Source organism: Methylobacterium sp. 142-1Y, assembly GCF_057747795.1.
The window spans coordinates 5,866,232-5,884,962 of record NZ_CM173224.1; the positions used below are offsets into that span (position 1 = coordinate 5,866,232).

Here is an 18,731-nt window from a genome sequence, read left to right on the forward strand (position 1 = left end):
GTATGGCGCCCGTCATCATGGTCGCGACCTCTCCGGAAGCGTGGTTCCCCTCTCCCGCCCCACTCCGTGGGGCACCCTCCCCCGCAGAGGGGGGAGGGTTCAGGTGCGGCAGCCCTCGCCCGCGTCCCGGGTCTTGGTAGCAGGCAAGAGGGAAGCCCCGCCTCACGGCTCGCCCTGCCCCTCCTCCGCCTCACCCTCCGGCGCCGCGGGCGCCGGACGAGGCGCCGGGCCCGGCACCGGCGCGGCGGGCGGTGCCGGCGCCTTCACGACGGGCGCCGGCCGCCACGGCCGCGTCTCGCCTGGCCGCTTGGCCGTCTCGATCACCACCCCCTCCGCCGTGAAGCGCAAGGTCGTCGCCCCGTGCGCGGCGAGAAATATCCGGTCGAGGATGTGCTTGGCGGCGCAACCCGGCGGCGCCTCCAGGCGCGAGATCACCACGGTCGCCCGGGCGCAATCCTCCGGGAAGGCGCGCTTGTCGCGCACCAGCGCCACGCTCACGCCGCCGGGCCCGTGGCCGACGCAGCCGAGCTTGTCGCAGCGGGCGCCGGCGCTCAGTCCGGATTCGTCGCGGGACCTGCCGTCGCCGTCGGCCTTCAGCCATTGCTCGAGCCCGAAGGCGTGGGGCTTGCCCAACACCACGAGGCGGCCGTCGGCCCCGCGCAGGGCCGCGCCGCCGCCCTCGCGGTCGACATAGAGGTCCGGCCGCACCGGGCTCGCGGCGAGTGCGATGCCGAGAAGTCCGGGAATGAGGCCGAGCCAGCGTAGCCCTGAGACCGGCAGCACCAGCAGCAGCAACGCTACCGTCATCAGCCCGAGCGCGCCCGGGCCGAAGGCCGGCAGCACGAGGGTGGCGCGATCGAAGCCCTCGATCCAGGCCGAGATGTCGATCATCCCGCGCACGGCTAAGCCCATCGTCCACCAGACCGGCCGGTCGAGGGCGAAGAGGGTGGCCAGGATGCCGAGCACGGCTGCCGGCATCACCACCAGCGAGACGAGCGGCAGGGTCAGGGCGTTGCCGACGAGGCCGAAGGGCTGCACGGTCTGGAAGTGGTAGGTGGCGAAGGGTGCGGTGGCGATCTGCGCGACGAGCGTGGTGGCGAGCGTGCCGATCACCGTGGCGAGGCACCAGGCGAGCGCCCGGGTGATCGGCCCGGCGCCTTCCGGGTTCCAGAGCCGTCCGTCGATCAGCCGGGCGCAGGCGATGAGCCCGGCCACCGCCCCGAACGACATCTGGAAGCTCGGGCCCAGGAGACCTTCCGGCTCGCGGGCGAGCGAGATCAGCGCCGCCAGCGCCAGGTTGCGCAGGCTGAGCGCCGGCCGGTCGACCAGGATCGCGCCCAGCATCACCAGGGTCATCACCAGCGAGCGCTCGGCGGCGAGGTCCCAGCCCGAGAAGGCGCAGTAGCCGGTGACCCCGACCATCGCGAAGGCGGCGGCGATCTTCTTGATCGGCCAGGAGAGCGCCAGCCCCGGGCCTAAGGCGAGGAGCGCCCGGGCGAGCCAGAACACCACGCCGGCGGCCAGCACCATGTGGAGACCGGAGATCGAAACAACAATGTCGTGGATAGGCCGGCAGAGTTAGATTGTCGGGCAGCGCTTAGTCGCAGTCGTCCTGATCCGGTCGAAACGGAGCACCGCCGAGGTCGACCAAGTCGTCCGGTTGCCGTTCGTCGGCCATGGCTTCGAACACGGACAGGAGACGATTGCGGATCGGGCGCCACCTAAGGACCTGGGCGAACGCGTTCATCAGGTCGGTCATGTTTCGTGGAAAGCCGGGCAGCTGAATAACCATCGGCTCATCGCCGACCCCGGGATTCCTACGGGAATTTAGCCGCACCATGCTGCCGTCCGGTGCGGGTCCAGGGAAATGGAGGTTGATCACAAACGGGCGAAAGTTCGATGTCCTAGGCAGAAAAACCATTCCCCCACAATCGCTTAACCACTCCCTTGCGCCATCTTCCCCATCCCCCTCAAAACTCGTGAGAGAAGATGAATGGATGGACGACGTGGACGAGAATGGCTTTTCGGCCTCGTGGCTTAGCCCTTTGGCGGGGTCCGCCTCGGGATTGTCACGGGAAAATTCTACTGCGGGGACCGGCGAGGGTCCAGGCAGCCCCTGCGCGGCCTCGAAGCGGGCGCGCAGGCTCGACACGTAGGCGTTCGTCTGCACCATCGCCGCGTACAGGTCGGCCGACGCCACGTGGGCGTAGTGCCTCGAAGTCGTCTGGATGTCCGAGTGCTTCAGCAGGGCCTGCACCTTGGAGATGTCCCCGGTGGCTCGCAGCATGAGCGACCCCCGGGTCCGGCGCAGGTCGTGGATGCGCAGATCCTTGATCCCGATCCGATCCCGGACCCTGTGCCAATACGCCTGGAACGACTTGCGTCGGATCGGGTAGCGCACGCCCCGCTCCATCTGCCTACCGGTCCTGGGGCAGCGGTACGTGGCGCGGCATACGAAGGTGAACACCGCCGTCTCGTGCCGATCCGGCCTCTCCCACTCCGTGCGCAGGATGCGTTCGAGCGCAGGAGTGATCGGGATCTCGGCCGACTTACGCCGCCGCTCCACGTCCCGACGCTTGCGTCCGCGGCCCGTAGCGGGAGCCTTGACGTTGAAGCGGATCACGCCGGTGACGAAGTCGACCTGGCCCCAGGTCAGCTCGACGGAGTTCGTGAGCCGTTGCCCGCCCTCGTAAAGGAATTGGAGGGCCGGCCAGTAATCCTCCCGCCATTCTTGCGCGATCCTGTCGAGATCACCGAGGCTGGCCTCCCGCTTGCGCGGGGCGTCAGCCAGCGTATGGCGTGGCCAGTCGGGCATGTCGGGCAGGTGGAACTTCCACGTGCCGACCGCGTGACGCATCATGCGGCGCAGCATCTTTATGTGGGAATTGACCCGTTCCTCGCTGATCTTGCCGCGCGCCGGGTCTTCACGAAAGTCGAGGTTCTCCAGCGCCCCGATCAACCGGACGACGGCGTCGTCGTCGATCGCGCTCAGCATGGTCCTCTCGCCCAACGCGTCGACCACGTTGTGAAGCATGTACAGATTGTCCGCATGGCCGACGTCGAGGTGCATCCGCTCGGCGTAGAACCGGTCGACCGCCGTCTCCAGCGGGGCGTCCCGCTGCTTCTTGGCGATCCCGGGCGTGCCGTGGACGCGGATATGATGCGCGATCTGTTCGTCGCGATGCTCCCGGGCGAAGCGCTCCGCCTCGTCCTTGCGCGTGCAGCCGGTATCGCCGAAGTGGCGCTTCTTCCACAGCGTGTAGTCGAAGTCCCACCGGCCCTTGCTCTCGCTCCAGTAGACCCACTTCCCCTTCTTCGGGCCGCTCGTGTGCTTCGCGCCGGCCCTCTTGGGGTTCGGCTTCCGCTTGGCCTCGGCCATGGCTCAAGCCCTCCCCTTGGACGCGCGGGCGCGCCGCTGGGCGATGAAGGTGCCGGCGAGCGGGGCCGCCGCCGGCGGCTGCGAGCTCCTTCGAGGAGCCGGGGCGTGAGAGGCCCCGAACGCTCCGGCAACCTTGCGGGCCTCCACGAACCGGTCGAGATCCTCGTCCAGGATCCGCAGGTCGCGGCGCGCGGAGCCGCGCCCGACGTCGACGGCCGCCAGCGTACCGTCGGCGATGTGCATCTCCACCTGCCTCGGCGAGATGCCGAGGCGCTCGGCCGTCTCCCGCACGGTGAAGACGCGATCGAAGTCGAACGCGATCTCGGCGTCCGGACCTCCGGCGCGGGCCGGCGCGGGCATGGCTTCTCCTTCGCGCGCCTCAAGGGGCGCGCGGTCTCTCGTCGCGAACATGTCTCGATCCTCGCTCCGTCCCACTCGGGGACCTTCTCCATGGGTGGCCGGGTCTTTCACCCGGACCGGGTTCGGCGGGTCGCCTTGAGGCCGGCGCCGCACGTCCGTGCTAGGACGCGACCTCCCTGGCCGTCGAATCTTCGGAAACGATGCCGGCGGGATCGCCGGATCGAAAATACACCAGTGATTTCAGTAGTTTGTGGGTTAAAAGATTGGCGTTCCAATCCTTTACCGACACGAGGCGATCGACCGGCCGGGAATCGAGCTTTTCTCCAGCTAACTCTTTGATTTGGTTGGTTCCAAGGAAAGAGGCACCGATCCTTTGGGCGATTGCCGGCTGCGCGCCTTCATCCAAGCGTTCGGTTTTCCCCACCACATGAGTTCACATATGCGTGATCTCATGGCTGATCTCCCTCGAAGTCGCCTGGCCAGGGATCCATGGGCGAAGAGCGGGCGGCGAAGGGGCGGACCGCGATGTCGCCCGGGCGCCGGACGCCACGGTCCCGAAGGACCTGGGCACGGGCCTCGGCCTCGCGCAGGGCGGCGCTGCCGAGCGTCTTCAACAGGTCCCTGATCGTCCGCTCGAACGCGGGTTCTCCGAGCTCGACCCGCATCGTGGAGAGCCGGCGGAACAGCTGCCCCACCTGGGCGTCGGGGTTCGTCTCATCGCGCATCGCGTGTCCTCCCGTTGCGGTTCGACCGCGCCGGGGTTCCGGCGTGGCTTCGGATCAGGCGCTCGACCTCCTCCCCCGAGAGGACACGGGTCGCGACGAGCCGCTGGGCCACCGCCTCGATCGCGGGACGGTGGTCGCGCACGAACGCCACGGCCCGGGCATAGAGGGCCTGGAGATCCCGCTCGACGACCCGGCGCAGGGCGGGGTCGTCGCGCATCGCGGCGACCGCCGCGTCGGGTCCGCCGCGGATCGCGAGCTCGTCGCCGAGCCCGAACGTCGCGTGGATGGAGGCGACGAGCTGGGTGGCCTTCGCCAGGTCGCTGCCCGGTCCCCCGCCGGCGCCGGTGTTCGCCGTCCCGCCGAGGGCATCCATCGCCCGGCCCGCGAGCGCGACGATCACGAGGTCCTCGATCTGAGCCCGGGTCATCAGCGCTCGACCGTGGAGCAGGGCGCGGACCGATCCGGCCGTGCCTGCGCCCATGGCGAGGCTCACCGAGCGGAGCGCGCCGATGTCACGGATCCGGGCCGCGACGGCATGGGCCGCCTCGTGGCGCGCGCAGACCGCGAGTTCCTCGGCCGTTCGGTCGTCGCCGGGCGACACGGCACTGGCGAGGTCGGCGACGACCATGCGACGGCCCTCGGCGCGGGCCGCGGAGCGCGCGGCCTTGATCCACCCGACCGCCTCCGCCCCGGTGGCGCCGGCGCCGATCATCGCCACCGGCATCAGGTCCTCGCCGGGCAGGTCGGCACCGAGGTGCTGCCGGAGGATGCCCGCGAGATCCTCGGGCGAGGGGCGCGCGATCTCGATCGTCGGGAACAGCCGGCCGGGCCGGATCATCGCCGGATCGAGTGCCGACAGGTGGTTGGTCGCGCCGACGACGATGAGCCTGGAGGCGTCTCCGGATGTCGTGCTGTCGAGGGCGGCGAGCACCCCGGTGATGACGGGGGTCCACCAGTCGCGCCCGCGGGCGCTCAAGCCATCGCGGCTCGGGATCGCGTCGACCTCGTCGAGGAAGAGCAGCGCTGGGGCCTGGGCCGCGGCGAGGGCGAGCTTGCCTTCGAAGGCCTTGAGGACGCCGTCGAGGTACCCGTTCGAGCCGGTGAACCACCCGCTCACGGACGTCGCGATGAGCGGGATGCGCGCGGACTTCGCCACGGACCGGACGAAGGAGGTCTTTCCCGTTCCGGGCGGGCCGTAGAGCAGCGCGGTCCGCTGGACCGCGGACCAGTCAAGACGGCCCTCGCGCCAGGCGTCCAGGTCCCGGACGAGATCCCTCGCCCACCCCATGGCAGGGCCGCCGTAGCCGTGGAGCGTCTCCAGGTCCGGCACCTCGCCGAGCTGGGGATCGATGCCCGAGCGCGCCTCGGCGATCGAGCGGATCCGCGCGATGCACTCGCGGGGCGTGGAGCCGATCCGGATCTGCGAGGTCAGCTCGTCGAGGTTGAGCGACCCCGAGACCGCCGGGGGCATGCGGCGGACGCGCTTGCCCGTAGCGGCGCGGATCGTCTCCGCGACGACACGGTTCGAGGGCGGGCCGATGCGGACGACGAGGTCGGCCGCTGCGACGAGGGTCTCGGGCAAATAGCGCTCCGGGACGTGCGAGACGCCGGCGACGCGGGCGCCCTCGGAGAGCAGCCGCGCGACCTTGTCGTTGCCCTCGCTCGGCTTGTGCTGCGTCTTCGAGGATCCGTCGCGCACCTCGACGTGGACGAAGGGGGCGATGTCGCGAAGGGCGCTACCGACATGCTGGCACCAGTCGGCCGTCGGAACCTCGACGACGACCGCCAGGCTTCCCGGGGCACGCAGACGGCGCAGGCCGGCCGGGCCGAGGGCTTCAAGGAGCGCGGCGGCGGGCAGCACCTCACGCGCGGCGCGCAGGCCGGCGAGGCCGTGCCGGACGTAGGGCGTCTGTGCGTCGTCGGCGGGAAATCTCGCGTCGCCGTGCGGCATCTCAACGGGAAAGAACGCGTCGTGACCGTGCTTCGGCTTTCCGCCGGTCTGGGAGCTGGACATCTTGGCTGCCTCCATGCGCGAGGCAGCCGGCCGCGATCGCGGCCCGGTCAGACCCCGGGAGGTTTCGGTTCGGTGCGAGGGATGCGACGCGGGCCAGGTTTGGCGACATGCGTCACGAGCCGGTCGGAACGCCGGCGGGTCACCCGTTTTCGCGGGGCTCGCATGGGCATCGGGAGAGCTTTCCAGGCTGGGTCCGCCCGAGCGTCAGCTACGAGGGCGGGATGGAGCTCCGGCACCGGGCCGGTAGCGCATGGGGCGCCATCCAGGCGCAGGGAAACAGATACAGAACAGCAGGAATCGCCGTCAATCGCCGCGCAAGAATGGATCGGAAAATTTCCTACTGCGGTGGAAAGCGGGGATCCGAACGGGATGCTTAACCAGCATTTAACCATTGAGTCGAGCGCCGGTAGTGCGCATACGACGCTTCAAATCGTTTTGCGTGACGTTCTCTCCCCCCAGCCACGCGAAAGCGTCTCGACCACGTCGGCTCGCGACAAAACGCGGTCACACAATTCCCACCGCTCGTCAGTTGGGTTCACATCCATCGCGTAGCGCAGGTCGAAGGCATTTGCCCTCGCTTTCTCACGCCGGTTCGTGAAGTCCTTCAGGGCCTCGTCGAGCCGCTCGATGTCCGAGATCCAGTCGTCCTCGATGACGTCAGGCAGCGTTCCGAAGATGTCATACCGGTTGCGCATGCGATCCGAGAGGGCTGCGTAAACACGCTCGTCGATCGTACCGTGATAGACGAGGTTTAGCATGTCGACCCTGTCGCGACGCTGGCCAAAACGCTTGATCCGGCCGATCCGCTGCTCCAACCGCGAGGGATTCCAGGGTAGGTCGACGTTGATGAGGGTGCCAAGGGTCTGCAAGTTCAGCCCCTCGCAGGCGGCGTCGGTTGCTACGACCAGGCGGATCGTCCGTTCCCGTACGGCCTTCTTGATCTGCTCGCGCTCGACGCTCATCCACTCGCGGTCGCGGAACAATCCCGACTTTCCGGCGCCGGCATAGACCGCCACCGTCTCGCGACCGAGCCGCTCCGTAAGGCGCTCACCGATCCATCGCGCCGTGTCGTAGTATTGGCTGAACACGATACAGCCGAGGTCGAGCCAACGGGGCGAGCTCTCCTGGAGGAAGTGAAGGACGGCGTCGAGCTTCGGGTCGGTCGGGTGGGGACCCAGGGCATCCAGGATGGTTTGAAGGTGTCTTCGCTCCTCGTCGATGACGAGCATGCCTTCGTCACCGAGTTCCAGGACCAAATCTTCGTCATCTAGCGCGCGGCCCTCCAGGAGCTTCCGGGCGGTCGCGATGCCGCTCGCATAGCTCGAACATAGCCTCTGCAGGACGAGCCCCTTAAGCAGGCCGGCCGACTTCTGCCGCCTGCCGAAAGCTACCGTGAACCGCTCCGCAGCCTGATAGGCATCGTCGAAGGCTGCCGAGGTCCGAAGCCCGAGCCCGTCGAAGAAGCTGGGACGGGTCTGATCTGGCAAGGGATGGATGTCGACTGGAATGCGAGGGATTAGGCCCTCTTCCTCCAGCGTCGCGCGCTTCCGGAGGACAACGTGGCGAACGACCGGGTTGTTGCGCTGGAAGAAACCGAGGCCGGCTTTCTCGGAGAGAACCTCGTCCTCGAAGTAGCCATGGAGGAACCCGTCTTCGTCCGGGATCTGGCTGTACGGCAGGTCGCACACGAACTGGTCGTCCCGGAGCCCGACCGCCTGCCGCATCTGCCCGAATACGATCTCGGGCTCCTTCGATGGTGGCAAGGGATTTCGGAAGAGCTCCCAAGCTTCCCTATCGTCAATGACCCTCTTGCTGCCCGTCACGAGGGGGATGGCCTTGGCCGGGTCCACCCATGTACTCCAACCGTCACCGAGCACGTGACGGGCCCCCTGCCCAAGGATCTTCAGGAGGTCCCACAGATCCTGCACATCCGTCTGGATCGGGGTGGCCGTCCCGAGAAGCACGTGACGGGTCCGTGGGGCGATCCCCAGCATGAAGGCGAGGAGATTGTTCGGCTTGCGGTCGTCTTTCCCCAGGATGCGGCTCCCCCGTGCCCGGTGTGCCTCGTCGAGCACAACCATCCCGAAGGTCTTCGACAACAGGTGGTCGCGCTCCTCCGTCTTGTGGAAGATGAGGCCAGTGGACACGATCGCGATCTGGCGGGGGCAGCTCAGGACGCCGGAAGCCCCCACCGACGGCAGAGGCAGCTCGTCCGGATCAAGCTGCCAGGCCTTCTCCGTCGATAGCCACACCGCGGAGGGAATGTTCAGCTTGTCCTTCAGTTCGAGCTGCCACTGCGTCGTCAGAGTCGCCGGGCACAGGATCAAGGTTGGACCATCACCGAGGAGAGCCGACACGAGGGCGCTTCCGGCGAGCGACAGCGTCTTGCCGACGCCGACCTCGTCGGCGAGGAGCAGGCGCACGTCCCCGTAGGTCTCGCGGTGCTGGAGGAAGATACCGACGAAGGCGCGCTGCCACGGCATGAGCTGCTCGCCCCGCCGGTAGAGGCTGCTCTCGACCAGCGCCGCCGGCGCCACGTCGGCCGGTCGCAGGTCCGCGAGCTTCACCTCGGCCCGCTTCGACGCACGGCCGATCTCCTCGACGATCGCATCCGGGAGAGGCTTTCCCCTGGCCCAGAGATGCTCGAACTCGTCCTCGACCCAGGCGACCCCATCGGGCGAGGTATCTTCCCAGACCAGCTCGTAGTTTTGCGACCAGCCTTCGCGCGTCTCGTTGAGGCTGCCCATGAAGGCACTGGCCGTGCCGTCCGGTCGCCGCACGACGCCCGCCTTGCCGTGCAGGAAAGGCGCGTCGGTGCGCGCGACCACGCGCACCTCCACGTTTCCGCCCTTGAGGATCTCGTACAAGCGCCGGTAGCGCGGCCGGCGCAGGAAGCCCTCGACCGCGTCGTCGACCTCGTTCCAGCGCTCCTTCAGCAACTGGTCGCGGGCCTGCTTAGCGGCGTTGATGTCCTGCGGGTCGAGGTCCGAGTTGCAGACGATGCGGACCTTCCCGATCCCTTCAATCTCCTCGTTGACGAGTTCGAAGATCGAGGAACGGAAGTAGCCCGCGATCCTGAGGTACTCCGATGCTCCACGGAGACGGTCCTTGAGGTAGACGTTGGAAAGGCGGCCAAGCCGCGACGAGAAGCGGTCGAGCGTGCCGCCGCCGACGATGTCGGTCGTCCTGCGGCCCGTACCCTCTGCGGGCGCCGTCGCATCCATCAAAGCGCTTCGTTCCGGATCAGGCCATGGAGGATGCGGGCAGCGCGAGCCTCGGCTTCATCGACGGTGGCACGCTTACGCGCCACGTAGTCCGCCAATGCCATCACCTCCTCACGGACGGAGAAGTAACCGGGAACGAGCTCTCGGAGATGCGAGATGACCTCGTCCCCATCAACCTCCTTTTCCACCTCCCAGATCGCGTAGAGCAGCGCCCTGGACTTCGACGTGGCGAACTCGCCACCCTCGAAGCCTGCCTTCTTGAACTCTCGGGCGGACTTGAGATGGGCTTTGTTAGCCTCCATGCTGCTCATGAGGGCGCCGTAGTCCGCCACCCGGAACGCCTTAGCGAAGTTCTGATAGTTATCGAGCTTGCGGGCGCCGGTCGTTTCTACATCCATCATGCGGAAAAAAAACCTCTCGGCTCCGGTTAGGCACTCCCATACTATCGCGGGCATACCCTCGGGAACCATGTGTTCATTCGCAATTTGGACGGCGAAGTCGATGATCTCACCGACAAGGCTGCGCTCGACCTTGGAGCGCGGTCTGAGCGCCTCCTTGGTCATGTCAATACCGTCAATGACCGAATATCGGGTCAAAACTCGGAGAGCGGCGGCGTAACCAGCCATCTGTAGGTCGGCGTCCTCGAAAAGATTTTCGACGCGGCCATGTCCTCTCAGATTCTGATTCAATCCGATCATTGTATCGATTTGCTCTGCGACCTCGAATTTAACCTCCTGCACAACTTCATCTTTGAAACCGCCTATGTGTTCACGCCTCTTGCGCAAAACCATGATGACGGTTCCTTGGACATAGCCGCCTTTCTTCAGTTCTGAGGTGGTCTCGGTAGCGATATACCAAGCTGCCATAACTTGCAGGCCGGCCCCCCAAAATATCTGAGCCATGTCGGCCCAGACACCAGCATCTTGATGTGTAAACATTACAATTTGCTGGCCATTTTCAGGCATGTGCTTGGACATCGCCTCGTAGGCGTGAACCATCCGGTGACGAAACTCTTCGCCAGAGCCCTTAATGGCAAGTGGGCGGCGAGCATCCCACGTCCAATGCTTGAACGGATCCGCAGGTCGCCTTCGGAGCCATGCTATGAAAAACTCCGATATCTCATGATAATTCACCGCATCAGCATATGGAGGATCGGTAATATAAATATCCGATGTATGTTCAATATCTAACGCCGAGATATTCGAGATTTCAGCTGTTCCGGGCAGAGGATTCCTTGCGCTTCTGTCAGAAAGAACGAGGTCGCGAAGCAAGAAGCTCGACGCACGCGAGGCGTAATTCCAGAAAGTGTTGTAAGCTTGATTGTAAAACACATCCTGCGGGAGATCGTGCGCACCGCCAAGCTGCCGTCCATTTGCATCAACTGGGGCATTCGTTGTTCCCCACCTGCATAACTTGCTTGAGTGATTTAGTAATGATGGGATTGCGACCGCAATTTCTGCAGTTAAGTCATGCTTTAGGAGTGCGGCAAATATGATGTAGTCCCTGGGAGTGAACGCATGATGCCAGTATGTCCAACCACGAGTTCTAATCAGTTCCTGCGTTTTTTCACCGGGTTCAATTGGCATGTCGGGAATCAAACCCTCCCGTTGCCAATCCAGGAAATTCGACTTCACTATCTGAAGCACGCGCGCCTCCCGCTCCAAATCTGCTTCTGTAATTGAAGCAAAGAAGGTCTGAGGGCGTGCCTTTCCAATGGTTTCTGCTCTTGTCCATTGTATGGCATACAACCTTTCCTGGAATATATCAGTTTCATTGTGCATGAAATCCGACTTATCCCAGAGTCTCAGGGATGTAAGCGTGGAGCCGTCAGAGCCTCTTCGATCGCCGCGAATGGCTTTGATCGAAGTGGCGTATGTTTCTCCATCAACAGAATGAACCAAGCGTCCGTTTTGAACCGTACCCTGGGCAGCATTCTTCATTTCTTCGTCGCTGACGCCGCTCCTGACCTCGATGTCGTACCTTTTGTTCTGAGTGTCAGGGACCAGATCTGCGATTACCTTTTTAGACTTCGATATAACCCACGACGGCGCCATCGGAACGAGCCAGCCTGTTTGTGGGCAGCGCGTTTCAAGGCAATAGAGAAACGCTTTAGCCCTATTTCCATCGCGATCATGTTCAATGCCTAGATTCGATATCTCGGCATCAATAGAAGCGATGAGGCGGGTCTCTGCCTCTCTCATTCCAGCGCGGCGAAGATCGTCGCCACCAACGATGTTGACTGCGCCCCAAGTCAATAGGCACGCAATTGGGTTGAGATCTGAGGCGCGCGCTTCGCAGCCCATCCGCGCAGCCTCGAACGGGATAGAACCGCCGCCACAAAAGGTGTCAGCGATGATCGGCCGCCGGCCAAACCTCATTGTACCAAGTTGCTCAACTAACTCGGCCAAAGACTCTGCGTTCGTTCCTAGATGCTCGTTAGCGATCTGCATCCACTTACCGGTTAGATCCTTCTCCGGAACTTCCTCCGGACGCAGCAGTCGCTCTACGCGCGACTGATATGGCATCGACCTAAGAACCTCGACAAACAGATCAATCCGTTGTTCTCTCGGCATCTTTCTAAAACGTACGCCCTTCTCATCTTCTTCGAGAAGGGCGGCCTTCTGTTCCGTATTACCAAATTCTTGTATGTCAGCGACCGTCAGGGCCACCTTGAAGCGGTCGGGGATTTGTGAATCGTCTAGTCCGCACAGAATTTCGAATACCTTAAGGTCAGCTTCGTCATTTCCAGTCGATGGCAGCAGTGAGCCAAGAATGCAGGCCCTCACCAACACCAAAGGCTTTCGCCCTTTCCAATACGATCCGAGGCCGGTGAGCGTCTGGCCCTTCACGGCCTTCCGTTCCTTTTGAGCTTCGACCGATATCTTCTGCGCGGGCCAGACACGCTCTATCAGAGAGGGAGCGTCCTGGAGGGAAAGGGAAAGAGGTGGCTTGACCATGACGGGTGCGTTCATGCGGCTATCCAAAGATCAAGCTTTGTCGAACAGGGGAAGTTGTGGGCGATCCGCCTCGCTTTGGGGGCGGGCCCGCTTCGATCGAACGGCGGCTGCCTCTTCACTGCCAGGGCTCTCGGTCAGCGCGATCCGGATGGCCTTCCGCCACCCGACGTCGGTGTCTCCGCTCGTCCCGGTCAGGGTCGCGGCCATCGAGAACAGCCACCACCGCTCCTCCGGCTTAAGCGCGACCCAGCTGCGCACGCCGTTCGGGATTAGGGTAACGGGCGCGACCTCGACGCCCCAGGCGAGGACGCAGAGCTCGCGTCCGAGGAGGCGCTCGACACGGTTCGTGCCCGAGGACCACCGGCTTGTCCCAAGGCCCTTCTCCTTGAGGCGCTCGTTCAGGACCCGTTTGATCTCTCCGGCGATGACCGACCATGCCGCGCGCGGAAGCCTGCACCGCTCGACTGCATCGGGAAGCCCGTTGGATCCCCCTCGGAGGCCGAAGTTCTCCGTCACGATGACATCGTCGCCGCGCGCGGCCGGGATCACCACGGTGAAGTGATGCGGGTCCACCTCGTCCGGGACTCCGAAGCCGATGGTCTTCCTGGCGGCTGTGCTCATTGCTCCACCTCGGTCGGGTCGACCTTAATGGCGGAACCAGCCTCTGAGAGGAATTCCTCGAAGGCGCGACCGGTCTCGCAACGGAATTCGCCGAAGCCGACCTCGACGTCGGCCGCGTCGTCGCCGAGGGCGAGCCTCGCAGCCGTGATGAAGGCCTCGATCGCCTCGCCAGTCAGGCGAGTGCCCGGCCCGAAGCGCGTGACGGCATTACGATCGCCCTTGCCCACCGACACCGAGACACCGTTCCCGAAGGCCGCGTTGGTCTTCTTGGCAGCCTTCAGCGTGGCGAAGGTCTCGCCGGTAGTCGCCAGCTTCACCTTGCGCGTGACCTGTGCGGCCTTGTCCGGATCGATCTCCTTGCGCCCGCCAGGCTCGGGAATCGTGAACTCCTTGCGGATCTCTACCCCGGCATCCTCCGCGTAGGCGTAGACAGTGGCCGCCGCGGTTCCCGGGATCTCGATCAGGCCGTCGTAAGGTTTGCCTTCCCTTGGGTTGGTACCGTCTAGGGTCCACCGGATCGTACCCCGCGGCTTGACGTCGAGCGTGACGCGGCGCTTGCCGAGTACCTCGCTGCGCTCGTGCGTCAGCGACAGGGTGTTTGACCAGCGCTCGGGCTCCCCGGTGTCGTGCTTCCCCTCCGGGTCGATCGCCAGGAAGTAGAGGACGGTCTCGTCGCGCTCGATGATAGTGTCGTCGAGCACCGGGGACGATGCGGAAACGTCGGGCGTCGTAGAGTGGTGGATACGGGCGTTCGGCCCGGCGTTGCTGACGGAGAGACGGATCGTCGCCCGGCCGGTCGCGTCGTCGCGCGACTGCGTGATCGCCTTCACCCCGGTGCGTGCCGGCGGGAACGGCCCCTTCTCGACGTAGCCGTCGCCCTGGTCGCGCCATGTGCCCGTATTGACCGCACGTTTGCGCAGCTCGTCGATCCCCTTCGGCGGGAGCCAGGGCCAGCGGGGGTTGCAGATCGCCTGCTCCTCGACGTCCTTGAAGCGCGCCCGCCGGTCGCCCGACAACCAGAGGACCGTCTCGGCCCGCGAACGCAGGGCCTCCGCGTTGGTGTCGTCGATCGCGACGTACAGCTTCGAGGCGGCGGTCGCCGACAGGGCCTCCTCGACGGCGGCCTCGCCATCCACGGCCGCGGGCTGGCCATCCCTGGCCTTCCGTTCGACGAGCTTTAGCGGCACGTAGAGCAGCCCCTCGCCGCTCTTGGGGTGCCGACCGGGATAGTAGACCCGGTTGAACAGGTTGATGAGCGTGGCGTTGAAGGCGAACTCGGCTGCCTCGGCTTCCTCGTTCAGCTCCGCCAAGTTGGGCGACCGGTCGCCGCCGTCCTCGGCCTTCACCTTCTCTACCGCCCAGATGCGGCGGACCTTGTCCTCCAGCTTGGCGATGTCAGAGCCGTCGCCTGTCACTACGCAGAAGTTGTTCTTTTGCGGCACGGCCTCGTAGAGGCGCTGGGCATCCTCAGGCGGTATGCGCTTGTCGGGACTGAGCACGAGCAGCAGGCGCGCGCCGGAGGGCTTGATGTCCTCGACGCGGGGAAGGGCCAGGACCTGGCTGTAGGCAATCTTGCGGCGCGGCTCGAACACGGAGGCCAGGCGACGCTGCATCTCGGCATCGACCTTGGGCTGCGGTGCCCCCTCCGCATACTTCTCGATCTTCTTCTTGAGGTTCTCGTTGCGGGCAAAGACCCAGGCGTCGTTCTCGCGCTTGTGCAGGTACCAGCAATCGGTACGCAGCTTCTCGAACGCGTCGTCGAACTCGATGGCGCCGCGGTGGGGGGCGACGAGGTTCTCGACCACCTGCGCCTTGCTGAGCCCCTTCACGGCCCCGTTCGCCTCCGGGAGCGAGGCCATCAGCACGAGGCGGGCGACCTGGCTCGCCGCGTCAGATCCCGTCTGCTCGTCGATGACCTGGGCGTGGGCGCGCTCGCCGCCGGTGGCCGCTACGTCGTGGGCGATGGCGCCCGACAGGTCGTAGATGTTGGTTATGGCGTCGCGGATCTCGGGATTCGCGAGGTCGATATGCTGGCAGCCGATCAGGAGTACATCGTTCGTCGGCCGAGCCATCACGGAGCGCACCATCAGCGCGGCGAGGGTCATCAGCCCGCGCGTCTGCCGGAACCGCTCGTTCTCCTTGAACAGCGCGAGGATGTGCTTGAACGACGGGTGGAAGGGATAGGAGGCGACGATGTCGCCCGCGATCTGCTCCGCCGACTTCGCCACCGCCTTGGCCCTGACCGCTTCCGAGATGGCATCGGAAAACCCGCTGGCCACCGCGTCGACGACCCGCGCGTCGGGGGCCGAGGCCAGCAGGCGCGTCCTGAGGATGCTGTAGATCTCGTCGGAGCCCAACTCGACCGGCGTGATACCCTTGGCCTGGCGCGCCGCCTCGTTCTGCAGGTCGCGCGTGGCGCGCGCGACGAGGGCGGAGATTTCCTTGCTCGCGCCCTCGTAGCTGCCCGACAGGTTCGAGAGCACGATGCAGAGCCTGGGGCACTCTTTCTTGAGAGCCGCGGAGAGGAGGTTCGAGACCGCGGTGACGGCGACGTGCGCGAGTGTGCCGCCACCGACCGACTGCGTCATTGCGTACTGGAAGAACGGCGGCAGCTCGTCGAGGAGGATGAGCGTCGGCTCGTCGCCTATCAGCTGGATCCAGTCCCTTTCGTTGGGGGCCTGCGGGACCCCCTTGTAGAAGGCCAAGAACTCGTCCGCCTTCCCGAGCTGGTCGGCGATGTCGCCCCAGAGATGCCGCTCGCGCGAGATGGAGCGTCCTGAGATCGCGACCACCTTCGCCGCGGCCGGCTCGAACCCCTCGGTCACCTCGGCCGGGACGAGCCGCGTCAGGTCAGGGTTGGCGGCGAGGTAGCCCAGGGCCAGCATGGAGTGGGTCTTGCCCCCGCCCATCGCCTGCTTGAGTTCGAACACGGCCTGCCCCGACTTGCCGGAGAGGCGCTGTAGCCCCTGCCGGAGGAGGGTCCGCATGCCGCCGGTGACGAAGGTCTTCTCGAAGAAGGCCTCGGCCGCCGCGGGCGTGTGCCCGACGAGATCGGCCAGGTCTTCGATCTGCTCGCTCAAGGCGTAGTCGATCGCCTTCGGATCGAAGGCGCAGGTATCCCGAACCGTCTGCAACATGAAACAGCCCCTCACTCCCCGGCCGTCTTCGCGGCTTTGCCATTCCTGCGCTTCAGCCATGCGCGAAGGGCCTCGTCCACGATGGCCGAGACCGTGGTGTCGCCTTCGATCGCGACCTTCTTGACATCCTTGATGAGGTCCGGCGCAAGGTAGACGAGCAGCTGGCGGCGGCCGTCGGCGCGCCGTCGTCCGGTCGTCTTCTCGTCTGTCACGGGGGAGCTCACGGATAGTCAGATAGCCGGATAGCAAGGCGACACCCGAGCAGCCTCGCACGCGAATCGTCGAGCCACAACCTAGCTTGGCCGGACATCCTCAGGTGGCTTCCGCGGCCTCGCACCTGCGGCGGTAAACGCCCAGAAAGTCGGGGTCGGCGCAGATCCGGCGGCCCGAGGTGTCTCGGGCGCGCGCGGGTCGGCGTACTGCCCGATCAGGTGTGTAGACGATAGGGGTGCGGCCAACCGAATGGCTGACGGCATGTGCGGGGCCTTCAAAGCGAGAGGCTGAGGGAGTGCAGCCGTGGGGGATGCTAACGACAGGCTCACGACGGCTGGCGCCAGAACTGGGTGCTGTAATTGTTGAGCGCGCGGGAGTGGGGATCTGTGGAAACTCGGTAGGTCGCCGGGATGTCACTTCCTTCGCCCCCGCCCTTCAAGAACTCTTTGACCGAATGGAGCCCGCCACTGGTCAGGTCCTCCCATGTGCTGAAGAGTCTTTCCTGTGCTTCCTGCGCCTGCCTCGCCGAGCTGGGCCTCCGTTTGGGAACCGGGACTGTGTAGTCGGGCCGCGGATCGACCTCGTGATGGAAGGTGATGTTCCCGTACGTCCACTCCTCGTCGGTGGAACGTCGCCAGCGAAATCCTATACGAACGCTGAGGCGGTTCCCAAAGTGCGACGGAGGCATAATTCGGTCATCGACATGAAACAGCTGACCTTCCTTCTCTTCCCTGGCGAGCCGATGCTTCATGGCAGACACGGCATAGGCCAAGTCCCGACCGGCGCGTCTGGCGCGATCATCCGTCTCGGCCCGCTTTCGGGGCGCCCTGGCCTGGGCATGATCGGCCAATGCGCGCTCGAACGTCCTCAGTCGACCCGCGACGTAGGGGCCGCAGTCCGTGAGGGACAGACCAAACAACGGTGTCGCCCGTTCCTCCCTCAAGGCGTCATCGATTAGCCGGTTGAGCTCTCTTGCGTCGATCGCGCCGAGCGCCCGGGCCTCGTCCTCGGGGATGTTGATCTCTACCACGGCAATTCCTTCCCTTAGCATTGACGGCGACGAAGCCCCTCAGGCCGAGAATGGGCACGGAACGTAAGCGTCGGCCTCCCCAGCGAGGAACACCCGCGCGATCTCCCGCCCTGACGCTTCGACGAGCGAGCGCGCCATCGCCGGTAGTTCCGCCGTCGCCCTGCGATGATCGTCGAGCGCGATCGCATTCGTGCTCTCGGGGGCATCGACCCGCATCACCCTGTCCTTCCCGACGAGGAGGTAGGCCTGGCCGAGCGCGTTGTGCGACTGCGCCCGCATCGCGGCCCGGATCACGCCCTTCCACTGGAAGAGGCCGCCCTGCGCCTTGGTGTCGTCGACCTTGAAGGCGGTCTCGCCGCAGCCAAGGCTGAGGATCTCGATCTGGTCGCGATCGAGATCGTAGCAGGCCAGCGCGTCGACGAGTGCGTTCATGACGGGGTTGTTTGCCCAGAGCCCGCCGTCGACCATCACGTAGCCGTTGTTCGGGAGCGCCTCGAAGTAGGTGGGGGCCGCTGCCGTCGAGAGGCCGACCTTCACCATGCGCTCGACCCGGTCCTTGCGGTAGTCGGGATGGTGGGGCGTCTTGAAGACCCAAGGCTCGCCGTGGCGTCCTTCGAAGGATGGGATGCAGAGGCGTGTCCGGGCATCGCCGAACGGCGTGTCGCCGAAGATCCGCAATAGCTCCTCTTCGAGCGGCCCGCGGTCGTAGGCGTAGCGATGGGTCCGACGCACCGACCGCACGATGCGCCCGATCCGCGAGGGCGGCGGGAAGATGTTGGCGCCGCGCTCGACGTAGATGTCGCGCACGTCCGCCGCGGTCCGGCCGTGGGCGAGGCCGAGGGCGATGATGCCGCCGGTGCTGGTGCCGGCGATCATATCGAAGTGGCGGGCGATGGAGCGGCCCCCGAGGAATCGGCGTTCGAGTTCGGCGAGGACTGAGGCTGGCAGGATCCCGCATATGCCGCCGCCGTCGATCGACAGGATCCGGAACGGCCGGTCAGCCGGCCAGGGCTGGCGGATACGGCGCGTCTGATGGGTTTCGTCGGAGCGACGAGGGGGAACGTAGTTCAT

At 65.5% G+C, this 18,731-nt stretch carries 12 protein-coding genes and 1 pseudogene; all 13 read right to left on the reverse strand.

Annotation, left to right across the window (positions count from 1 at the left end):
- Positions 1 to 162 precede the first annotated feature (162 nt).
- Positions 163 to 1,554: pseudogene (locus AC3AOF_RS26910) on the reverse strand (ComEC/Rec2 family competence protein); the annotation flags it as partial.
- 43 nt (positions 1,555 to 1,597) lie between these two features.
- The gene (locus tag AC3AOF_RS26915) at positions 1,598 to 3,379 is read right to left on the reverse strand and encodes a tyrosine-type recombinase/integrase (protein ID WP_488346992.1); all 1,782 of its coding nucleotides are present in this window, start codon (positions 3,377 to 3,379) and stop codon (positions 1,598 to 1,600) included.
- Between the two features lie 3 nt (positions 3,380 to 3,382).
- On the reverse strand, positions 3,383 to 3,739 hold the full coding sequence (locus AC3AOF_RS26920; protein ID WP_488346993.1) for a helix-turn-helix domain-containing protein: 357 nt from the start codon (positions 3,737 to 3,739) through the stop codon (positions 3,383 to 3,385).
- A 160-nt stretch (positions 3,740 to 3,899) separates the two neighbouring features.
- On the reverse strand, positions 3,900 to 4,145 hold the full coding sequence (locus tag AC3AOF_RS26925; protein ID WP_488346994.1) for a hypothetical protein: 246 nt from the start codon (positions 4,143 to 4,145) through the stop codon (positions 3,900 to 3,902).
- A gap of 43 nt (positions 4,146 to 4,188) precedes the next feature.
- The gene (locus tag AC3AOF_RS26930) at positions 4,189 to 4,464 is read right to left on the reverse strand and encodes a hypothetical protein (RefSeq protein ID WP_488346995.1); all 276 of its coding nucleotides are present in this window, start codon (positions 4,462 to 4,464) and stop codon (positions 4,189 to 4,191) included.
- Positions 4,454 to 6,478, reverse strand: coding sequence for an AAA family ATPase (locus tag AC3AOF_RS26935; protein WP_488346996.1), 2,025 nt, complete (start codon positions 6,476 to 6,478; stop codon positions 4,454 to 4,456). Before AC3AOF_RS26935 ends, AC3AOF_RS26930 begins: the two co-directional genes overlap by 11 nt.
- Before the next feature lie 425 nt (positions 6,479 to 6,903).
- On the reverse strand, positions 6,904 to 9,702 hold the full coding sequence (locus tag AC3AOF_RS26940; RefSeq protein ID WP_488346997.1) for a phospholipase D-like domain-containing anti-phage protein: 2,799 nt from the start codon (positions 9,700 to 9,702) through the stop codon (positions 6,904 to 6,906).
- Positions 9,702 to 12,674: an anti-phage-associated DUF1156 domain-containing protein gene (locus AC3AOF_RS26945; protein WP_488346998.1), complete on the reverse strand. Its 2,973-nt coding sequence runs from the start codon at positions 12,672 to 12,674 to the stop codon at positions 9,702 to 9,704. Before AC3AOF_RS26945 ends, AC3AOF_RS26940 begins: the two co-directional genes overlap by 1 nt.
- A gap of 15 nt (positions 12,675 to 12,689) precedes the next feature.
- Positions 12,690 to 13,280 (reverse strand): anti-phage-associated DUF3780 domain-containing protein, encoded by a 591-nt coding sequence (locus AC3AOF_RS26950; protein WP_488346999.1) that lies wholly within the window; start codon positions 13,278 to 13,280, stop codon positions 12,690 to 12,692.
- Complete coding sequence (locus tag AC3AOF_RS26955) at positions 13,277 to 16,477, reverse strand: anti-phage-associated DUF499 domain-containing protein (protein ID WP_488347000.1); 3,201 nt, start codon at positions 16,475 to 16,477, stop codon at positions 13,277 to 13,279. The genes AC3AOF_RS26950 and AC3AOF_RS26955 overlap by 4 nt, the downstream gene beginning before the upstream one ends.
- On the reverse strand, positions 16,429 to 16,629 hold the full coding sequence (locus tag AC3AOF_RS26960) for a hypothetical protein (protein WP_488347001.1): 201 nt from the start codon (positions 16,627 to 16,629) through the stop codon (positions 16,429 to 16,431). Before AC3AOF_RS26960 ends, AC3AOF_RS26955 begins: the two co-directional genes overlap by 49 nt.
- Before the next feature lie 326 nt (positions 16,630 to 16,955).
- Entirely contained in the window at positions 16,956 to 17,660 is a 705-nt protein-coding gene (locus AC3AOF_RS26965; RefSeq protein WP_488347002.1) for a hypothetical protein, read from the reverse strand.
- A gap of 39 nt (positions 17,661 to 17,699) precedes the next feature.
- Positions 17,700 to 18,731, reverse strand: a complete 1,032-nt coding sequence (locus tag AC3AOF_RS26970; protein ID WP_488347003.1) for a CBASS cGAMP-activated phospholipase — start codon at positions 18,729 to 18,731, stop codon at positions 17,700 to 17,702.

Excerpts from the sequence above, each read along its gene's own strand:
- AC3AOF_RS26915 (WP_488346992.1), bottom strand. The coding sequence starts at position 3,379 with ATGGCCGAGGCCAAGCGGAAGCCGAACCCCAAGAGGGCCGGCGCGAAG.
- AC3AOF_RS26920 (WP_488346993.1), bottom strand. The coding sequence starts at position 3,739 with ATGCCCGCGCCGGCCCGCGCCGGAGGTCCGGACGCCGAGATCGCGTTC.
- AC3AOF_RS26930 (WP_488346995.1), bottom strand. The coding sequence starts at position 4,464 with ATGCGCGATGAGACGAACCCCGACGCCCAGGTGGGGCAGCTGTTCCGC.
- AC3AOF_RS26935 (WP_488346996.1), bottom strand. The coding sequence starts at position 6,478 with ATGTCCAGCTCCCAGACCGGCGGAAAGCCGAAGCACGGTCACGACGCG.
- AC3AOF_RS26940 (WP_488346997.1), bottom strand. The coding sequence starts at position 9,702 with ATGGATGCGACGGCGCCCGCAGAGGGTACGGGCCGCAGGACGACCGAC.
- AC3AOF_RS26945 (WP_488346998.1), bottom strand. The coding sequence starts at position 12,674 with ATGAACGCACCCGTCATGGTCAAGCCACCTCTTTCCCTTTCCCTCCAG.
- AC3AOF_RS26950 (WP_488346999.1), bottom strand. The coding sequence starts at position 13,280 with ATGAGCACAGCCGCCAGGAAGACCATCGGCTTCGGAGTCCCGGACGAG.
- AC3AOF_RS26955 (WP_488347000.1), bottom strand. The coding sequence starts at position 16,477 with ATGGCTGAAGCGCAGGAATGGCAAAGCCGCGAAGACGGCCGGGGAGTG.
- AC3AOF_RS26970 (WP_488347003.1), bottom strand. The coding sequence starts at position 18,731 with ATGAACTACGTTCCCCCTCGTCGCTCCGACGAAACCCATCAGACGCGC.